The sequence below is a fragment of the Paenibacillus sp. FSL W7-1088 genome, assembly GCF_037969855.1.
Taxonomy (GTDB): domain Bacteria; phylum Bacillota; class Bacilli; order Paenibacillales; family Paenibacillaceae; genus Paenibacillus.
Genome location: NZ_CP150216.1, coordinates 3,976,855 through 3,998,297, shown reverse-complemented (window position 1 = coordinate 3,998,297; position 21,443 = coordinate 3,976,855). Strand labels below are relative to the sequence as shown.

Sequence of the window (21,443 nt, the reverse complement as noted above, 5' to 3'; positions counted from 1 at the left end):
GGGAGGAATACGGGTGAAAAAAGGATTGGCTTGTCTCTTGGCAGGAAGCATGATGGTTTCACTACTATATCCGGCAATGGCCGGAGCAGACAGCGCAACAAAGCAAGCGAAGGGAATGGAGCAGGTGCAGGCGAACAGCCTGCATTCCACACCCTATAGGGACATGACGGCCCACTGGGCTGAACAAGCCGTGACACGGATGCAGGAGCTTGCTGTGATTCAAGGTTATACGGACGGCACGTTCAAACCGAATGAACGCATCAGCCGCGCCGAGTTTATTGTGATGCTGGACCGGATAATGGGCTTTGCTCGCGGGCAAGAATCAGCATCTGTATCTTTTACCGACCTGAATGAAAACGATTGGTATTATGAAGCACTGGTTAGAGCAAATAGGGCAGGGATCATACTGGGTACTGTTGCTGGACAGCTGTCACCCAATCAACCCGTCACCAGACAGGATGCCGCAGTTATGGCTGATCGAGCGTTCCAACTATCAACAGGCCAGGAAGATGAGCACGTACTGACTCGTTTTACAGATGCGAAACAGGTAGCAGATTACGCCAAAAAAGCGTTCAGTTATTTCATTCAGGAGAAAATTGTAAACGGATACAATAACCAATTGGCTCCGAACGCCGATATTACCAGAGCAGAGGCAGCAACGCTGATATCCAACATGATTAAGGATGTGAAAAGCAGCCCGGGCACGTATGAGTCGAGCGTTGATGGCAACCTGGTCGTTCGATCAGCTGATGTCACCCTCCAAAACATGACCGTTGGCGGCAATCTATTGCTGGCCGAAGGGATTGGCGAAGGTACAGTGACGCTTGATGGGGTGACGGTTACGGGAAGTGTCATCATCAAAGGTGGAGGAAGCCATTCCATTAATATTCGTAATACCCAACTGAAACGAGTGGTAGTGGACAACGCTTCGGGACCGGTACATGTGAATATCACGGGTAACAGCCTGATTGAAGAAATGATTATTCTGCGCAAAGCGACGGTTGAATTGTCTGACGAGAGCGTCATTGCTGCATTAAGCGTGAACAGCAAAGCTCGGCATACCCGGATTGATGCAAAAGGAAAAATAAAACTACTCAATGTGGAAGCGGAAAACGTGCTTGTTAACGGGAAAGAGGTCACAACAGGCCAGCACAGTGTTAATATGACGCTGGGTAATGATCAGCCAGCAGCATCAAGACCTCCTACACCTGGAAACGGTAACGGTTCAAATGGTTCCACGCCTTCGAATCCGGGTGGACAGAGCCCTTCTGTTCCTGGTAATCCTGTGGGAGAGAAGCCCATTCCGGCAACGATGATCCCGAACAAGGATTGGGAAATGATCTGGAATGACGAATTTAGCAGTTCAGCTATCGATGCATCCAAGTGGACTGTTCAGGATACAGGACTTGTCTACAACAATGAATTGCAATATTACAGCCCTGACAATACACGCATCGTCAAGGACGGGGATCGCAATGTACTGCAAATTGAGGCCAAACGGGAGCAAAAAAGCGGCAAGTCGTTTACCTCAGGCAAACTGATGACGATGGGAAAAGGGGACTGGACCTACGGTAAAGTTGTCGTTCGGGCAAAGCTGCCGGTGCAGCAGGGCATGTGGCCAGCTATCTGGATGATGCCTACGGATGAAGCGCATTATGGCGGATGGCCAGCTTCAGGTGAGATCGATATTATGGAACTGATCGGTGGCAAAAATAAAGACCATGAAGTGTACAGCACCATCCACTATGATGCCGTCAAGTCTGACGGTTCGCATGGGCATGATCAAGGCAAGTTTACTCTTCCTGCTGGCGAGTCCTTTGCAGATGATTACCATGATTTTCAGGTGGAATGGCTGCCTGGCATGATTCGTTTCTATGTGGATGGCAAGCTTCATCATCAGGTGAATGATTGGCAGACGACTGCTGCAGGTCAGCCGGAGAGCTATACCTTCCCTGCACCCTTCGACAGACCGTTCTATTTGATCCTCAATCTCGCGGTGGGCGGAGACTGGCCGGGATCACCTGAGAACGAATTTGTCTCCGAGAAGATGAATGTTGACTTTGTTCGGGTGTACTCTTATAAAAAAATAAACGACTGGCCGGACGTGACTTCAAGTCCAATGGAGCCTGAACGGCAACGTGCTCCGCAAGCAGACGGCAACGAAATCTATAATGAACGCTTCACTGAAGGCTCCGATGCAACCGGGGTGCCCAACGAATGGAAGTTTATTACAAATGCAGGCGGAGCTGGTGCAGTTGAAATCGTTGACGATGAACAGAAGGGCAAGGCCGCGAAAGTGACCATCTCCCAGGCGGGCACCGAGAGTTATTCCGTACAATTGACGCAAATGCCGATGTATATGAAGAAAAATAAAAAGTATAGAGTAGAGTTTGATGCCAAAGCATCCGTTAACCGTGATATTCGCTCCAAAGTAACCCAATTTGAGAAAAGCTGGACGAATTACTCCGGTGAAAAAACCTTCTCATTGACCACCGAATGGCAGCCGTTCGAATACACATTTAATATGCGGGATGGCGCAGACAATAACGCTCGATTCGAATTCAATCTGGGCCTGGATGAAGGGACAGTCCTGTTGTCCAATGTCAGACTGACGGAGATGGGAGAGGCAGATCCAGTCCCTGTGGAGCGGAAAGCACTGCCGGATGGCAATTATGTTTATAACGGTACGTTTGATCAAGGCAAGGAGCGACTGGGCTTCTGGTCCAAGCAGATTCAACCTGATGCTGAAGCTCAGATTTCCGTTAACAATTTCCTGAAGTTCCCGATCATGGAGCGGCAGCTCGTGGTTGATGTGAAACAAACGAATGGGGAGCCTGATCAAGTGGCTGTCGTTCAGCCTGATATGAAACTGGAAGGCGGCACAACCTACGGATTCTCTTTTGATGCCAAGGCCGATGTATCTCGCACGATGGATGTGGAGTTGTCTACCGCTGAGGGTCATGACGTACAGATACATCAAGGACAACTCATTCAGATTAGTCAAGAAATGAAGAATTATACGGGTGAGATTGTGATTGGAGAGGGCCCGGCTGCAGCAACGTCTGAACTGAAATTATTATTTGGCAGTTCTGCAGGAAAGGTCTACGTCGATAACGTTCGCCTGACGAAACGGGGAAAGCCTGTATCTATCCAGAAGTATGCACATATTCCTGCAACAGAAGCGTGGCTCATGCAAGGCTTGCAACTCGAAAACTCCGATGAAGGCGGCAAACATGTCAGCTACATGGACGAAGGTGATCTGCTGCAATTCAAAATAGACGGGGCGAACGATGGAGTGTACGTCTTCTCCACACGGATGGCAAGTGCCAAAGCTGATTCAAAAGTTCGATTCAGTGTCAAGGATGAACAAGGTACAACGGTGGCCACCTCACAGCTGGTGCTTGGAGATACAGGTGGTTGGCAGACCTATAAAACCATATATTTCCCAGCGGTTTCCCTGAAAGCCGGGGCAGTGTACTACGTTAATTTTGAAGGGAATGAATACAATACACGCTGGCTGGACGTCTCGCAGAACATACTTCAGAACGGGGAGCTGACTTCAGATCGAAGTGGTTGGGAATTGATCCCCCCTGATCTCGAGGTATCCCATGGAGAAGATGGAGGTATTAGCATCAATTTGCCGGGAACAAGTGAGAACTGGTGGGAAGTGTTATTGCAGCAGGGGAAACTTGTGCTGGAGGGAAGAAAAACGTATCGTTTAAGCTTTGAGGCATCAGCAACCGCTCCAAAATCCATGCAAGTGGTAGTGTCGCAGGGGAACGGCGAAGACACAAAGTATATGGATGAAACGGTAAACCTGACAGAAACCAAACAATCATATGTATATACCTTTGGGATGGGGGAACAAGGGGATTCAGCTGCCTTGTTGAACTTTGGTCTCGGCACCGCTTCGGCAGGAGAGCATAACGTATCCATTCAAAATGTAATGTTGTACGAAGTGAATCCTGGTGCGGATCAAGGGGGACAGCCGGTACATGTCAATCTGATTCCGAATGGCGACTTTGCAAAAGGCAGCGAAGGATGGTTTAAACATTCTGACGGGAATAGCGAAGAACTGGTATTCCAAGTTGCGAATCAGAAGCTGCAAGCTCAAATCGGTCAGGCGGGAACTAATCCGTGGGATCGACAGATTATTAATGAAGGTTTTGCAATGCAACAGGGATATAAATACAAACTGACGTTCAAAGCCAAAGCGGATAAACCGCGTAAAATGGGCCTAGGCATCGGTTGGGTTGACGTTCCCGCAGGATATGCATGGCACGGATTTTTTGGTGAACAAGTGGACTTGTCTACCACGGAGCGGGAGTATACCTTCATATTTGATACTACCGAGCCGAGCTATGCGAACAGCCGCATCGTGTTTGATATGGGCAACATTAGTGGTGTCGAAGACGGGAATACAGCGATTATGTTATCGGATGTGAGTCTCATCCTGATGGGGCCAACACAATAAAATGGCATAATTTTTAATAATGAGTTTGTTACACTAAAGAATGCATTGCAAGTCAAGGGAAAATAATATAGCCCTCCATCAAGTGCATGAAAGAGATCCATTTAACATTTTCACTATCATAACGATGAGATTTTTAGCAAACAAGCACGTTTATCCTTTGGGGATGAACAGTGCTTGTTTGTATTTTGGGAAGATAAGCTGAGTATAAAAGAATATGAAGATCCATTCATGATTTGTCGGTATAAGTTCCGGTACTCATCGCTTGTTCAGTTTACTCTCATTGCTTGTTTATTAGGCTAGTACGGCCTACATACATAAAATCTTATAAGAAATTCTTGAAATTTCAGAAATTTATCCGTTAGGCGGGTGCTAATATACAAATACAAACAAAGACGAGGTGATGATATGCAAGTGAAATTGGCAGCGGACGCCATTCCTCTCTCCAAAAAGCGGAAGTCATGGATAAGGACGATCCAAAAATATAAAGTGATGTATGCTCTCTTATTACCAGCATTAATTTACTTTGCCGTATTCAAATACATCCCTATGGCGGGAATATTGATTGCTTTTAAAAACTACAACCTGTCTTTGGGCGTATGGGATAGCCCATGGGTGGGATTCAAAAATTTTACGGATTTTATGAACGGCGTTTATTTCTGGGACATCATGAAAAATACGATTGTTATATCGCTGTATAAGCTATTGTTCGGTTTCTCCGCTCCCATCTTACTTGCTTTATTGCTCAATGAAGTTCATACCCAATGGTTTAAGAAAATCGTACAAACCATTACTTATTTACCCCACTTTTTGTCTTGGGTCATTGTATATGGATTGATGGTAGCATTATTAGCCCCAGGCGATGGCCTTTTTAATATGATTTTGAAGGAAAGTGGTTTTCAGCCCATTTCATTTCTAACGGAGCCTGCTTGGGGAAGACTGCTGGTCATCACATCTGAAATATGGAAGGACATTGGATGGGGAGCGATACTGTACCTCGCCGCATTAGCAGGTATTGATCCAAGCTTATATGAAGCGGCTCGAATGGATGGTGCTTCCAAATGGAGACAGCTCTGGCATATCACTTTACCCGGCATTCGAGGAGTCATTATTCTGATGCTGATCCTTAAATTAAGCCATATTCTGGATGCTGGCTTTGACCAAATATTCATGTTTGCCAACACCTTTAACCAGGAGAAGATCGACATTATCGACACATGGGTATACCGTGAGGGGTTGGAGCGTCTTAAGATTGGCTTGGCTACTGCTGTAGGATTGTTTAAAGCTGTCATTGGATTTGCTTTAGTGTTGGCGGCCAATAAGCTCGCCAAAAAATTCGATGGGCAAATTTGGTGAGGTGGTTTTTAATATGATCAATTTAACAATCGGGGAAAAAGTCTGGCAATCCGTCGTTTATGTTATTCTTATTTTTTTATCCCTACTTTGCTTACTGCCCTTTCTATATGTAATTGCTGTTTCAGTGACGCCAGAATCGGAAGTGTTAAGAAGAGGGATTGTTATTATACCAGAATCTTTTACCTTTCTGGCCTATAAAGAAGTATTCATCTCTCATGGGATCTGGCAGGCGTATAAAATTACGTTGTTTCGAACGATTGTAGGCACGATGCTTAATGTGTTATTTACGGTCTTAGCAGCGTATCCGTTATCCAAAAAATATTTGCCGGGACGCAGCCCGTTTTTACTATTCATTGTGTTTACCATGATGTTTAGTGGGGGGTTAATTCCGACTTATCTACTAATTCGCTCTCTCGGGTTGCTAAACAGTCCGTGGGTATTGATTATTCCAAATCTCATTAGTGCATTTAATCTGGTGATCATTAAAGGCTTTTTTGAGCAATTGCCTGGTGAAATCGAGGAATCAGCGAGGGTTGACGGTGCAAGTGAACTTCAATCGTTATGGCGGATCATTTTACCTCTGTCTTTGCCCGTCATTTCCACCATTTCTTTATTTTACGCAGTGGGGCATTGGAACAGTTATTTTGATGCTATTGTTTATATCAATGATTCCAACCTCATGCCGCTTCAAGTCGTCTTGCGCAACATCCTGCTTAACGTTGCAACACAAAGCGCTGAGTCGCTCGCCAATTCCGGAGCTGTAAGTACGTTCGCTGTACAGATGGCTACCGTTGTTGTGACTACGATTCCGATTTTAATCGTTTACCCATTTTTACAAAAGCATTTTACCAAAGGTGTGCTCTTGGGATCCGTTAAAGGTTAAAAGGTGTTCCAACCTAACTTATTACGGTGAAACCGTGATAATATACAAGCAAAGGAGAGGTCAATATGCAGCGTAAGAAGATTTCATTTGCTATTCTGTCGGCAATCTTAGGATTGGGTACGCTACTGTCAGGATGTGGGGGAAATGAAGAAGTTACATCGACAGCTTCGGGTAATTCGCAAGGGCAATCTGGCCAGTTTGCAACCAAAATGAAAATCTCAATGTTTAACCAAGGCACTTTCAATGCTGCTGCTCCGGTACCTCCACGTGATGAAGATGTTCAACGTCAAATGTTGGAAAAAGAGATGAACATCGACTTGGATATGATGATTCCTCAAGCTGGGCAAGCAACAACCAAACTGAATACACTCATTGCAGGCGGAGATATTCCAGATTTGATCTTCTTGAAGAGTCGGGCTGATCTTGCGCAATATTACGACCAAGGCGTTCTTGCGGATTTGACACCGTATCTGGATCAATTCCCTGAATTAAAGAAACGGTTTGGCAACGACTCCTGGGAAGCAATGTCCTATCAAGGAAAAACGATTGGAGTTCCAGGCTATGATAATGTAAACGGTATCAGTCGAAGCTTCTTTATCCGCAATGATTGGCTGAAAAAGCTGAATATGGAGGTACCAACGACACCGGATGAGTTGTTCGAAGTTATGAAAGCCTTTACAGAGAAAGATCCGGACGGGAATGGTAAAAACGATACGTACGGATTCATCGGCGGTATGAATAAAGAAGGTAATCTGCAAACCTATGGCTTCGATAGCTTGATGTGGATGTTTGGTGTCAATCCTCCTTCGGCCGTTGAGATAAAAGATAATGAACCGGTATTCCTGTTTATCGATCCCAAAATGAAAGAAGCGCTTGCTTACATTAACAAAATGATGGCAGCCAAAGTGGTAGACCCAGACTGGGTGACGATGAATTCGCCTGATCTGTTGGACCAAAAGATGTTTAAGGGTAAAGTTGGCTTCATGATCAGAGATGCCCGCAGGCTGGAGCCGGATTATCAGCAGAAAATGAAAGAAATTAGTGGCGAGGTGCCGGAATGGATTGTTATTCCTCCGATGAAAGGTCCTTACGGTGATCAAATTGTAGAGAGAAAATCGTTCCAAGGCAATTCATGGGCCATTTCCGCGAAAGCGGATAAGGACAAAATCATTCGGATCTTGTCCATGCTGAATTATCTCTTTACGGACGAAGAAGCTTATCCGAACTTTGCATACGGAATTAAAGGGATTCATTGGGACGTGGTGGACGGCAAGATCAAAAATAAAACCTCCGAGTTATCGAAGGAAATGAAAGAGAAGTACCTGTGGGTCGATCATTATAGAATGCCGCGCCGTGGTGATGATGCGGAGTACTTCAGCTTCCAGAATCCGAAGACGGCGGAAGCTTTCAAGGATAATCAGCAATATGTGGGGCCAACGCTGCCCGGAAATTTATTGACCCCTGACCCCAGCGATACCTTGGATGCTGACCGCACACGTTTCATTAATGAAAGTTTAGTTAAATTTATGACGGGCAAAGAGCCTCTTTCTAACTGGGACAATTTCCTCCAAACGTTGGATACCAAGTTTGACATGCAGAAATATAAGGAAACAGCAATCCAGCAATTTAAAGAAGCCGACCTTATCAAGTAAAATAAATAAACGAAGAGAGTGGCTATTCGGAGCCCCTCTCTTTATTAGCATATGCTATTCTTAGTTTAAAACGGAACTAAAAGGAAGATGATCGATGCGAAGAAGAATCAGCTTGCCTTTAAAATTATTTTTTATCGTGTTTGCCTTTGTATTAGGGTGCATCATCTTGATAAGCCAATTGTCTTATCGCTATGTCCAAAAGGAAATAAGAACCAATGACATTTTTTACACCAATCAAATCCTTGACAAGGTAGACCAGTACTTCACTGTTAATTTTTCCTCCTTCCAAACGATGCTCTTCTCGGTTGAAACATCAGTGAAAGCCAACATTAACAATACCGAAGTGATTAAAAAGCAATTAAGAGAACTGTATGAACTCAATAGTAATTACGTCAGTAATATTTATTTGATCAAAAGCGATTTATCCATTCTAGGCGGAAGTACAGCTACTCGAATATTCGATGAACCTTTAACTGAGAGAGAACCTTTGTTTGATGCGGCTGATAAGAACAGAAGGACTACCTTTATTAGTGAACCATACAAATCGAAGTATTCTGGCTGGACCGTTACGATGGTTCGATATCTGAACGGTGCTCCGTTTCCAATGGCCATTGCGGTTGACTTGGATCTAAATGCCATTGAGGAAACCTTGTTCAAGATTAATAAACAAGAACAAATGAATCTGGCTCTGATCACCGCGACAGGTAAAATCATTGCCGGATTTTCTGAAAATAAAGGACTACTGAATATTCAAGATCATACGTTTTCGATCGGAGAAACGTCAGCGGAACAAATTCTTGATACGACAGAAACAAGTCTTCAACTGCATACCAAGGATGGCATTCCGGTCTCCCTTCTGAAAAAACCGACGGAGAAATTCAACTGGACCATAATCTCGATCAATGATGAATCACGCTTGAAAGCAGCTTTGTCCAGATTGGAAACCTATTATATTGAGCTTCTAGCTGCAGGTCTTCTCTTAAGTTTGTTCATTTCTTTTTTGGTTGCCAAATATATAAGAAAACCACTTTATACGCTCAAAACAAAAATGAAGCAGGTGGAACAAGGCATCCTCACAACGACAATAACAATTAATCGAAACGATGAGTTTGGCGATCTTTCACGAGCATTCGATCGTATGCTGCAACAAATTGTGGAACTGATTCGGGGGGCTGAGCTTCATAATGAACTTGAGCGGAAGCTGGAAATCCAGGTGTTACAGTCTCAAATTAACCCTCATTTTCTGTATAACACACTTGGTTCGATCAGCAATGTCATACGTCTCGGACAAATAGAGAAAGTAGATGTGGTGATCGGGTCGCTCATTTCATTATTGGAATACGGGATAGACGATGCTTCAGAGAAGGTTTCCCTACGCCAGGAATTACGCAATGTAGCGGACTATATCGAGATCCAGAACATTCGGTATAACCGAAACTTCCACTTGATTGAAAATATCGAAGCAGGGTTAATGGATTTCCCTGTTTTTCGAATGCTGCTGCAGCCTCTTGTGGAGAATAGTATCTTCCATGGTTATAACGGAGGGGGAATTGAGGGGCCTATTACGATTCATGCGTACAGGGAGGACGGCATCGTCATCATCGAAGTTGTTGATCAAGGTGAGGGAATTCCAGCTGATAAAATAAAGCATATTTTAATCTCTGAACCGAGTGAAGAGGAAGTAAAAAGAAAACGAATCGGGCTGAACAATATTCATGGCCGAATAAGACTTCACTACGGCGATCAATTCGGACTGCAAATCATTAGCATACCTAAGGAAATAACCCGTGTACGCGCTGTATTCCCGGCAGAATTGCAAAAAGGAGATGCATAATGATGAGAGACTATACCTGCTTCATTGTTGACGATGAAGACCTGATCATTCAACGATTGGAATTGTTTTTTAATGAACTCTCTCATAGGGATAAGCGATTTGTTCTAGTGGGCAAAGCGAATAATGGGCTGAATGGGGTCGAGGAGATCATAAAACTGAAGCCGGACATCGTCATATCCGATATCGTTATGCCGCGAATGGACGGAATCTCCATGATTGAGCAGCTCAAGAGGGAGCTCCCCCATACGCAATACATACTTTTGACCGCCTATTCATCCTTTGAATACGCCCAGCGAGCGATTCAAGCCAACGTATTGGAGTACATTGTAAAGGTTCCCTTGCGGGAAGCGGATTTGAATCGAGCTTTGGATAAGGCAGCCGGAATTTTAAATGAGTTTAAGAAAAAAGAAGCGGAATTTCAATCGTTAAATGTATCCGTCCTTGAAAATAAATATAGAGTGCGCAAGCAATTTTTTAACGAACTGATCAGAGGCGAAATTCCTTCTCATCGGGCATCGGATTTTGCTAATCGCATGCAGTTTCATTTCTTTCAAGCCAACTATTGCTGCTTCATCGTTGAAATGAATACGTATGAAAGTTTTCGAAACGAATACGCTGCCTCAGATCAAAACATCTTGAAATATGCGATTACGAATATCATCGAAGAAACGGTGATGAATGGTGGCAGTGGGGTAGCTGCGGATCTGTCCGATAATCGTTTTATTGGCTTTCTATCCTGGGAAAATAACCGCAGTGATATGGAAACGGAATATGCTTGCCTATCCTTGGGAGGGCAGATCGTATCTCATTTGCATCAATATTTGAATCAAAGGGTATCTGTCGCTTTTGGTGGTCCACACCGAGGCTGGGAATCGATCAAACAGGCGTACACGGAAGCTAAAAATGTGAGTGAGGATTTCTATTATCATACCGAAAAAGTAGTCAAAACACCGATGCATCGGTTCCAATACCATAATGACAAAAAAGCAGACTTTCAGCAGAAACTGGCTGATTTTCTTATCCGGCTGAAACGAAAGATTTCCAAGGAAGAGCTGGACAATGCACTTGCCGAGCTGTTGCACTTTGTTTCGAACCATAAAATCCACAAGTCCATCATGGCGCCCATGATTAGAGACTTGTACAGAGAAATTACCGTAAAGTTTAAATTGGGGAACAAGCTGACTACGGAAGCAGCTGAATTCCCTATGGAATATATGGCATTTCAAGAACAACTCGCTTATATTGGCGACTTCACATTTGAATACGTGCACTCGGGCCAACGATTACATCGTGCAGAAATCATGAGTGCTATGCATTTTATAGAGAAAAACTTGAAACAACGCTTAACGTTGGAGGCAATTGCGGAGGAAGTGAATCTAGCGCCATCGTATTTTAGCAGCTTATTCAAAAAAACAATGAACGAAGGCGTGATCAGCTACATCAACCGTAAAAAAATCCATCTCGCTCTCGAGTTGTTAAACGTCCGGGATTATTCTTTATTGGAATTGTGCGAGGAAGTAGGTATCGTCAATGAAGGTTATTTCTGCAAACTGTTTAAAGAATATACGGGTGATACACCTAAGCAATATCGGATAAAAATGACACGGTACGAGTCCAAATAAGGATGCAAAAAATGTATGATTTTTTCGCGAAATCCTGTAAAAAAAAAGGCGCCAAAACCATTACCATGATAGGAGCATCTAATCATGGAGGTTATCAAAATGGAGCTTATGAAAGCAGATGTAACCGTCGTAGGTGGAGGTATTGCAGGGATATGCGCTGCCATTGCAGCTGCACGCCAAGGTCTGCAGGTTTCACTTATTAATGATCGGCCGGTGCTTGGGGGAAATGCGAGCAGCGAGGTCAGAGTTCATATCAACGGGTCGGCATATCTCGGAAATAGTCCATCCTATTATGCCCGCGAGGGCGGGTTGGTAGAAGAACTCAAGCTGAAGATCTTTCATTATAATCCGTTATACAACAAGAAGCTTATGCTTTCGCTTTCGGATACGGTCTTGCTCGACATGGTTTATGATGAGCCTAACATTTCTCTGTTTCTGAATACATGTGTACATGAAACGGGCATCGAGAACGGCAGAATCAAGTGGGTGGAGGGCCTTCAATTAGCTTCCGAAAGAAAATTTCGTTTTGAAAGCCCAACCTATATCGATTGCTCTGGTGATGGAATTGTTGGATACCAAGCAGGTGCTGACTTCCGATGGGGAAGAGAGGCGAAGCATGAATACAAGGAGGAGCTTGCTCCAGAAGTGGCGGATCATTACACGATGGGTGATACGATTCTGTTTCAAGCCCGTGACGTAAACTATTCCGTTCCTTACAAAAGGCCTGGCTTTGCGTATGATATCACGAAGCTGGAGTTTTTCGAGAGTATCAAAAAAGGAATAAACCATCGGTCTTTTCCAAGGAAAATCAATGGACTTGGCGGATTGTGGTGGCTGGAATACGGCGGACATATGGATATTATCAAGAATAATGAAGACATCGCATTGGAACTGCGGAAATTGGTGTATGGAATCTGGGATTATATCAAAAATAGCGGTGAGTTTGATGATGTAGACAATCTCATCTTGGATTATGTATGCCCGATTCCGGGAAAGCGGGAGTCGAGACGTTTTATCGGGGAACACATGCTGTCTCAGAACGATCTTACACAAAAGACTCATTTCGAAGATGCTGTATCCGTCGGAGGCTGGTATATGGATCTGCATGCGAATAAAGGCATCTACGATGAGGGGCCGGCTACAGCGTGGAATTTCGTGCCGGGATTGTATAATATCCCTTTCCGCAGCTTATTTTCACGCAATATTCCCAATCTCATGTTCGCTGGCCGCAATATAAGCGCTACCCATGTAGCTTTTGGGTCTACAAGGGTGATGGCGACCTGTGGTTGTATGGGGCAGGCGGTAGGAACAGCTGCTGCGTTATGCGTAAAATATGATACAGACCCCGCGGACATCGTCAAAGCGCATATGGGTGAGCTTCAGACGCAGCTGCTTCGAGACGGGCAAACGATTGTAGGACTTCAAGAGCCGTTGGACCCTTATTTCGCTGACGGATTAACGATTCGTGCCTCGTCTCAGCGAAGCTATGAACATCTTCATCCTACCGAAGAGATCTCCTTGGACAAAGCGTTATGTTTGGTCTTGCCGATCCAGACATCCGTGGCTGAAAGTGTGCAGATCAAAATTAAAAATAGATCCGAGCATTCGGAAACGTTGCAAGTGAAGCTGTTTGGCGGGGAACGGAAGGAAAACTATATTCCAGCCAGCGAGCTGAAAGGCTACAACTTGATGATTTCAGCGGGGCACGATGACTGGATTACACTGGATTTGGGCTGTCAGAAGCCTGCTGACGATAAAATCTACATCGTATTGGAAGGTACAGCGAGCCTTGACGTATATGGTAATGAAGAAAAAATGACAGGAGCGGTGAGCTTCTATTATAGACCGGAAGAGCCATCCAGACTGAAGAAATTCAACAGAAGCATTTGCTTCAAGGATCTGATGCCATCCCAGGATATGTATAATCCCGCGAATGTCGTCAACGGCTTCTCCAGACCTTATGGTCTGCCGAACGGCTGGATTTCTGAACGTTCGGAAGGACAGGAGTGGTTGGAATTTGGTTTTGCAAGCCCCAAGAATCTGGATGAAATCCATCTTGTTTTCAATTCGCAGCTGAATTTGGAGCATTTCGACGATCCGATCGAGCCGTTGATTCAAGATTATGATGTGATCTTAACCTTAGAAGACGGAACCGAGAGTGAAATGAATATCCGTGGTAATTATCTTTCGTTGAATAAACATCAGGTGCATGCAAAAGGTGTAACCCGAGTCCGATTTGATTTCTGTGCAACGTATGGTTCGCCTTATTATGAAGTGTTTGCTGTCAAATTTTTTGCTCCTAAAAACGCTAAGTGAGGGCGGGTGAAGTCACGATGAAGGAATTTTTCCCTCGAAGAGGGCTGCCTAATGTCATTCAAAAGTTGGAAAATGGGGAGACAGTAACAATTGTCTATTTTGGCGGCAGTAATACGCGTTCTGAAGGATACAGGGTCATGACGGCGGATTGGCTGCGAGGGCAATATCCCCATGCAGATATCCGCTCTGTGAACGCAGGCATTGATGGGACAGGATCGGACCTCGGCTGCGCCCGTTTGGAGACAGATGTACTGCGTCATCAGCCTGATCTCGTGTTTGTTGAATTTGTTGGAAACGATGGGGGAGTTCCCGAATCCAAAGCACGGATCGAAGGTATTGTCCGACAGATTCGCAAGCACAGCCGTTTTACGGATGTCCTGTTTGTGTATACGGTTAAGGAACGGGATTTGACCTCATTTCAATCCGGCCAATACCAGAAGGGCGCTCGTATGCAAGAGGAAGTCGCCGACTATTACGGCATTCCTTCGATTCATCTGGGCGTAGCAGTCAGTCAATTGGTTTTGGATGGAAAGCTCATTTTCACCTTAAGAGCAGACGTATCTATTCCCGGAGCCGTTATTTTTACGCATGATTCGATCCATCCAACGATTCCCGAAGGACATCAGATTTACACAGATACAATCAACCGGTCGTTTGAGAAAATCAGAGAGCTTCGAGATCACGTAGGAAAAGTCGAACATCACTTGCCGGAGGAGCCTTTGGTCCCGGCCAACCCTTGGGAGTATGCAACCATGCTGCCACTGGATCGTCTTACTCATTTTTCCGCGGGGTGGTCTTACATGACCCCTGATGATTTTGCTTTAGTGCGCGAGTATGATTGGTTGTTCCCCGGTCTATGGCGAGCAGTCGATCCCGGAGAGACGATCACAGTGGAGTTTGAGGGAACCCACATCGGATTATTCGATATTGGGGGGCCGGATTCCGGCAGATTGAAGGTGACGGTGGATGGAGGGGAACCCTTTCTTATCGATCGATTCACATCATATAACGATCATAATCGAAATCAATATGTTTTCTTACCGGAGCTACCAAATGGGAAACATAAAGTTCGCTTCGAAATTGATCACGAGAAGACTGACAAAGCGGCCGTATTTGAGGCTAGCGGCAATGAACGAAGTATGGAGCACGTGCGGCAGCATCCAGCTTGGTATGATCAAACGGTCATTCAGCTTGGTAAGTTACTATTGGTGCAGCCGCCATTATAATTGATTAGTCCTTTTGGAACACTTGGAAGACCTATATTCTATCTGACTGCAACTGAGCAATCAATTAGGATGTAGGTTTCTTTTTTTACTTAAAATCATATAAGAAATTCTTAAAATGAAAGAAATTTCACCGTGATGTAACATGCTAAGATAAAAACGACAGAGCGGGATTAGCCAGAAGACTAGGTTAATTGCTTTTTTACGATCATTCGAGCAAGAGGCAATGCATTTATGGAAGCGTTATCATTAATAGGAGAGGCTGTGAGTTGTATGGTCAAAAGGAAGCTTTTTTTCTTCATCGTTTTCATGTTGACGATCGTAGTTCCTTCCAGCCTGATCGGAATAAGGGCCGCTTATGCGGAGACCTTACCTTATCAGACCATTATCATCGATGACGGGAGCATTAAGATTAATGATGTTGTGACACCTGATGCGGGTAACGAGAACAATGGATATTCGGCTCCAAATTGGACCACAAGCACAGGGGTGAAGGGGTATGATCTTTCAAGCACCCAATATACGAGTACAGCAGGCAGAACGATCACATGGAATCCACGCTTGGAAGCAGGAACCGCGAAAATATCTTTCTATAAGCTGGATTGGGCGGATAAGGCTGATAGCAATGTGAAAATCGAAATTGTTCATAATGGAACGACGGATGTAGTCTTTATGGATCTAAGACCCTCATCTGGCGCTCCAGCAGGTTGGGTTGATTTGGGAGAGTACTATTTTTCCGGAGTTGGTGAAGAATTCGTTAAATTGACTCGGTCTACCGGCACCACGAACACGATCCTTACGCGTGCGGATGCGGTCAAGTTCGAAGGGAATATAAGGCAGAAAGAACCACATAAGACGATCATCATTGATGATGGAAGCCTCACAATTGATAATGTCGTCACTGTTGATTCAGGCAATGTCAATAACGGGTTCTCCGCTCCTTATTGGACCACAAGCGCAGGAGTGAAGGGATACAATAATTCCAGTTCCAAATACACAGACGCTGTAGGTAGAACGATCACATGGAATCCGCGCTTGGAAGCAGGGACGGCGAGAATATCGTTCTATAAGCTGGATTGGGCGGATAAAGCAGACAGTAATGTGAAAATTGAGATTGTTCATAACGGGATAACGGATGTCAAGTTTATGGATCTAAGACCTTCGTCAGGTCCATCGGTTGGATGGGTGGATCTCGGGGAGTATGAGTTTAGTGGTAATGATAGCGAATTTGTCAGGCTGACTCGAACGCAACCTACGACGGGGACAATTATTACACGGGCCGATGCAGTCAAGTTCGAAGGAAATATCCGACAGCAAGCACCACCGTTGCCCCCGCTGCGGAGCCGCACATTAGCGAATCTCAGTTACACGGAAAAAGGCAGCATCGAAAATGCTAACTATAAGGCGACCTTCTATGAGGCAGCATGGGATGGGGGCAAATCCATCGTTCGTGACATGTTCTACAAGAACACGGACACGGGAAACTGGATGCCGATTAATAATGTATCGGAAAGACTTGAGGAGCAATGGGTTTTATTGGATGGGAATGCGGGCAGCCGAACCAATTACTACGATACGATGAACAAACGCTGGATTACATTCGACGAGGTCCATTTTCCAGACAGCCACACGGCGGTATTAACCGATTCTACGCATGGCAGTGATTACGATTTTGAAGTGAACTGGTCCATGGCAGGGGATAAACCAGATGTTTCCTTTGCTTTTACACCTCGCCGCGACGGCAATTATGTTATAGGATATCAGTCCTTCACAACAGAGGCAGTCTCGGGCATCAATGAAGTGTTAAATGGATTCAGGTCCCATGCCAAAATGGTAGGTACGGTGGAATCAACAAGCTTGAGAGAGCTGAGCGCTCCGATGAGCCTGGTTGAGAAAAATGATGGTTCGGGAAATCCATTGACGTATGGTGTTTTTGTACCTTCGGCAGAGCTTCCGATTGAATTTGAACCGACGGGAGGCGTTACGAAACAACGGCTTGGCATGAGCCTGGTCAACAACGAAGGCAGCGTGCAGCCAATCCTGTATGCGCCTCAATTAGGGACTTATTCGCAAATGACCGCAGAAAGCACTTATCAATTTCATATGGGGCTAATCGCTCAAAAAAGCAATCTGTATGAGTCCTACGCGGATATTCTTCGCAATGAGTACGGTTATTCAGCATACCGGGAAAATGTGTCAGATCAGTCGCTCACTGACGCGATGTTCAATATGATCGATTTGCTTAAGATTGAGCCGCAAGGGGACGACTCTGTCAATTATGTCCCGTCACCCAGCGGGTGGTGGAGCCGTGCCAAGGGCTTTATTGATATCGAAAACGAGGATAGCGTCCGAACAAGCTCGAATGCGGTTCTTTTGGGGGCTTACTATTTGACTGGGGATGACCAGCTATACGATACGAGAGCACTGCCGTCCGTCCAGTATGGCGTATCGCGAAACGGTATCGGTTGGTCGCCGACCCAGAAGAAAGTTTACGGTGTGCCTTCCTTATGGAAAATGGCTACTCTGCCGTTCGATGTTTCAAGCGTAGCCGCCGTCAATCAGATGATGGGCACTTCGGCAGGAATTGGGGCGCTGGCACAGGAAGAGTACCTCATGCGTGATCCTGACCAGAAAGACCGGGGGCCTGTCATTCAACCCCTGATGATGTATCGTATGACAGGAGAGGCCCAGTATTTGCAGGCTGCCAAGGATGCAGCCGATAGTTATATCTTGCAATATATTGATACGCCTGCAACCGTGGATGTGAGTAAAAATGAGTTCATTTATTATTATAGCAAGCTGTGGATGGAGATCTTGGAGCTATATGAGGAAACTCAAGATCCCAAATATTTGAATGCCGCTTATAAGGAAGCCAAACGGTATGCAACCATGTTCGTTGCTCGTCCAGTTCCTGAAGGAAACGTTACGATTCCGCAGCCAGAGACGTATAATTACGCGGAGTCGTTCCATTGGCCGGAAAGTGGTAAATTTCAATATCCTAGGCTCAAGCTTCCAGAAGATATAGCTGGAGGCGTTCAAGCTGCGAGTTGGCTGGTTTCACCGAGCGGATTGACGTTTGAAGCAGGAAGTACAACCGGCTATTATCGGATGAATGCTCAGGAAGCTCCATTCATGCTGAGATTGTCGCTTTATACAGGGGATAAACTGCTGCAGGATATTGCTCATAATGCGGTTATTGGCCGATATTCCAGTTATCCAGGTTATTACTATAAGGGTTTCGCCGTTAGTCAACTTGAATCAGACTTTCCGCTGGAAGGCCCCAGCGGGGCTACATCCATCTATTACCACCATATTCCGGGGCAGCTTGGGCAAACGATGGATTATTTGATCAGCGAACAATCATTAAAATCGAACGGGAGTATTACATTTCCTTCCGTATTTGAAACGAATTTTTTATGGTTCAAATATCACCTCTATGGGAATAAACCAGGTCAATTTTATGGCAATTCCGACGTTTGGCTTTGGATGCCCAAGGGGATTATTAAGACCAACCATCCTCAATTGAATTGGATAACGGGTGAGAGCGGTGATAAATTCTACATCGGGCTAAGCAATGCATCGTCAGAAGAAGTTCAGACTCCGATTGAATTGAATGAACAAATCATTGGATTCAACCCAACACAGGATTATACCGTAACGATCATCCGCGACAATGGTACACCAGAGCAAGCAGTTATGAGTGGCGGAATCATTCAAGCCACGGTTTCAGGCAAGGGCATCACCGCTATCATTGTAGAAGGACTTAACATTGATGTGCCGATGCATCAGGTTAGAACGGCTGAACCATCGGATGCAAGCTATTTCTTTGATACCCACAGTCCAATTGATGCGGTTAAAGGCATGCTGATGGTTAAACCCGACGAAACGGTCTATGATGCATATGTGCAGGCCAAAACGACGAAACCAGCGACAATCCATTATTCCTTGGATGGCGGGGCTACGTATACAACCGTCCCAGATACGATATACCCGATGGAATGGTCGATACGGGTGAATGATTTATCCCAAACCTTCACGTATTACGTGGAATCAGAGGGGAAACAGACCCGCAAGCGGACACTTTATCTGCCTGATCAGGTTACGGAAACTCCAGTCCAACCCGATGGGCAGGAGAGTTCATCTATCATAGTGGATAATACGGAGGCGGAGACAGAAGGCGTCTGGATAAGGGATACGACGGCTGACAACTATTACTATGATAACTATGTGTATGCCAAATCTACGGCTGGCACAGCGACAAGCAAAATGAGATGGCGGCCTGAGCTGCCGGAAAGTGTCACTTACAGTGTGTATTACAAGATTCCGCAAATCACCGCTGCGAGTGAAAATTGGACAACGAATGCCTCATTTACCGTGTATTACAGCGGAGGCTCCGAGACGGTTACTGTTGATGAGACAGCAGCGAATGGTACTTGGGTGCACCTAGGGGATTATCCTTTTGCTGCAGGCGATAGCGGGTACGTGGAACTAACCAACAAGGCCAACAAGTCTCGGGTCGTTGCCGATGCGATCATGTGGGTGGACGCGAACCAGATACCGCAATTGGAGTCTGCTGTGATCCTGTCTGATCGGAACGAGCTGCAGATGACTCAAACCGCACAGCTGAGCGTAACCGGCTATTTGGATAACGGTTTGATCGGTGATCTAACACAGGCCAATGTACAGTATTTCGTTGATCGTACGGATCTGGCCGAAGTGGATAGCAGTGGCTTGTTGACCCTTCTAAATCTCGATGGGGATACGAATCACATTGAGGTATGGGCCACAGTAACGATTGATGGTGTGACCTTAACCACACCACCTTTGAACATCACGATTAAGGACCTAACGGTTATCGTGGACAGTACAAATACAACTGGGTTGTACACGACAGAAGGGTCTTGGAGTCAAAGCAATTTAGCCGGATACAAAATTGGGGTTAAATCCCGTTACTCAACAGTTGAAGGATCATCCGCAACTTGGAAAGGCCAGTTTCCAGAGGGGAAATATACGGTCTCGATCTACAAGCTCGTCCATACGACGGGTAACGATAATCATGTCAAAGTGGAAGTGAAGCATAAGACGGGTACCGAGGTCACCTATATCGATGCAACGGTCGGCTCATCGGGTTGGGTTAATCTAGGAACGTTCGACTTTACGGGTGACGGCAGCGAGTATGTCCGGTTAACCAGGGTTACGCCTACAACGGTAGACCCGCCAACGCTTCCTGCAGATATGATCTATACGAGGGCTGATGCAGTTATGTTCGAACGGCATTCCGATGATTCGGAGCTGCTTGCAAATGAAGCTCAAGGTGAACCGACACTTTCTGAATAATGGCAGTGAATTGCGAATGGAAGTGGAACTAAGGTAAGTGATGTTAAACAAATGATTGTAAAATAACATAAGAGCCGAGTGGATGAGAACGATCCATTCGGCTTTTTTGTTGAGTAATGGCGTATATCAGTATCTTCAGAAAGGATTCAGTTACAAGAACTCTAGGTTAATCATTAAATTCAACAAATACATGCATATTTCGATCTACTCCTGCGATCCCGGTTGTTTGTTTAATATCCAAAAATTCAAGTCGTTCTTCCCATTCAACTCTTTCATGATCCGATTCATCTGCGTAATATTCAAAAATATACGTTAAGACAAATGCATTAATGGTGGAGACTCCGTTCTTCAATTGTACCCACTCTTGAGGGATAACAACTTGATTCTGCTCAGCTAAGACCGTATTCCCCGAGAAATTGAGAATTAGCTCTTGTCCTTGATTTTTAATTGTCGTTATTTTTTTCTTACCATCCCATGTAATTATTGCTGCGGTTGATTTAAATATATCCTTCACTGGAATATATATCGATTGATACGTCGTTGTAGTTAGCTTGTTGTCATGCGTTACATTTAAGATGGATTTTTTTAGTAAAGGGCTGTACATATTCGCCGCACGTTCATCAAAGGGTAGTTCCCTTGCAGATTGGTCCTTGGCAGATGCAATGGACGCAGAACTGACAACAAAAGTTAATATTAACAATAAAGAAATAGCTCGCTTCATTTCGATGCCCCCTAAAGTAATATGGTTT

The 21,443-nt window shown here is 45.0% G+C and carries 10 protein-coding genes; 9 read left to right on the top strand and 1 reads right to left on the bottom strand.

Features of this window, described 5'->3' with window-relative positions:
- The first annotated feature begins 13 nt into the window (after window positions 1–13).
- From MKY42_RS17915 to MKY42_RS17875, 9 genes are all read left to right on the top strand, one after another.
- Window positions 14–4,474 carry a carbohydrate binding domain-containing protein gene (locus MKY42_RS17915; protein ID WP_339843713.1) on the top strand — a complete coding sequence of 1,487 codons (4,461 nt, stop codon included), beginning with the start codon at window positions 14–16 and terminating at the stop codon, window positions 4,472–4,474.
- A 405-nt stretch (window positions 4,475–4,879) separates the two neighbouring features.
- Entirely contained in the window at window positions 4,880–5,827 is a 948-nt protein-coding gene (locus tag MKY42_RS17910) for an ABC transporter permease subunit (protein ID WP_339843711.1), read from the top strand.
- Complete coding sequence (locus tag MKY42_RS17905) at window positions 5,811–6,710, top strand: carbohydrate ABC transporter permease (RefSeq protein ID WP_339843708.1); 900 nt, start codon at window positions 5,811–5,813, stop codon at window positions 6,708–6,710. The genes MKY42_RS17910 and MKY42_RS17905 overlap by 17 nt, the downstream gene beginning before the upstream one ends.
- A gap of 65 nt (window positions 6,711–6,775) precedes the next feature.
- On the top strand, window positions 6,776–8,362 hold the full coding sequence (locus MKY42_RS17900; RefSeq protein ID WP_339843706.1) for an extracellular solute-binding protein: 1,587 nt from the start codon (window positions 6,776–6,778) through the stop codon (window positions 8,360–8,362).
- A gap of 166 nt (window positions 8,363–8,528) precedes the next feature.
- Entirely contained in the window at window positions 8,529–10,196 is a 1,668-nt protein-coding gene (locus MKY42_RS17895; protein WP_339843704.1) for a histidine kinase, read from the top strand.
- Window positions 10,196–11,818, top strand: a complete 1,623-nt coding sequence (locus MKY42_RS17890; RefSeq protein ID WP_339843701.1) for a response regulator — start codon at window positions 10,196–10,198, stop codon at window positions 11,816–11,818. The genes MKY42_RS17895 and MKY42_RS17890 overlap by 1 nt, the downstream gene beginning before the upstream one ends.
- An 84-nt stretch (window positions 11,819–11,902) precedes the next feature.
- On the top strand, window positions 11,903–14,134 hold the full coding sequence (locus tag MKY42_RS17885) for an FAD-dependent oxidoreductase (protein WP_339843699.1): 2,232 nt from the start codon (window positions 11,903–11,905) through the stop codon (window positions 14,132–14,134).
- Between the two features lie 17 nt (window positions 14,135–14,151).
- Entirely contained in the window at window positions 14,152–15,360 is a 1,209-nt protein-coding gene (locus tag MKY42_RS17880; protein ID WP_090899041.1) for an SGNH/GDSL hydrolase family protein, read from the top strand.
- 306 nt (window positions 15,361–15,666) lie between these two features.
- Window positions 15,667–20,694, top strand: coding sequence for a hypothetical protein (locus MKY42_RS17875; RefSeq protein WP_339843695.1), 5,028 nt, complete (start codon window positions 15,667–15,669; stop codon window positions 20,692–20,694).
- Window positions 20,695–20,860: 166 nt separating this feature from the next.
- Here MKY42_RS17875 and MKY42_RS17870 read toward each other — a convergent pair whose 3' ends face one another.
- Window positions 20,861–21,415 carry a stalk domain-containing protein gene (locus MKY42_RS17870; protein WP_090899035.1) on the bottom strand — a complete coding sequence of 185 codons (555 nt, stop codon included), beginning with the start codon at window positions 21,413–21,415 and terminating at the stop codon, window positions 20,861–20,863.
- Window positions 21,416–21,443 lie beyond the last annotated feature (28 nt).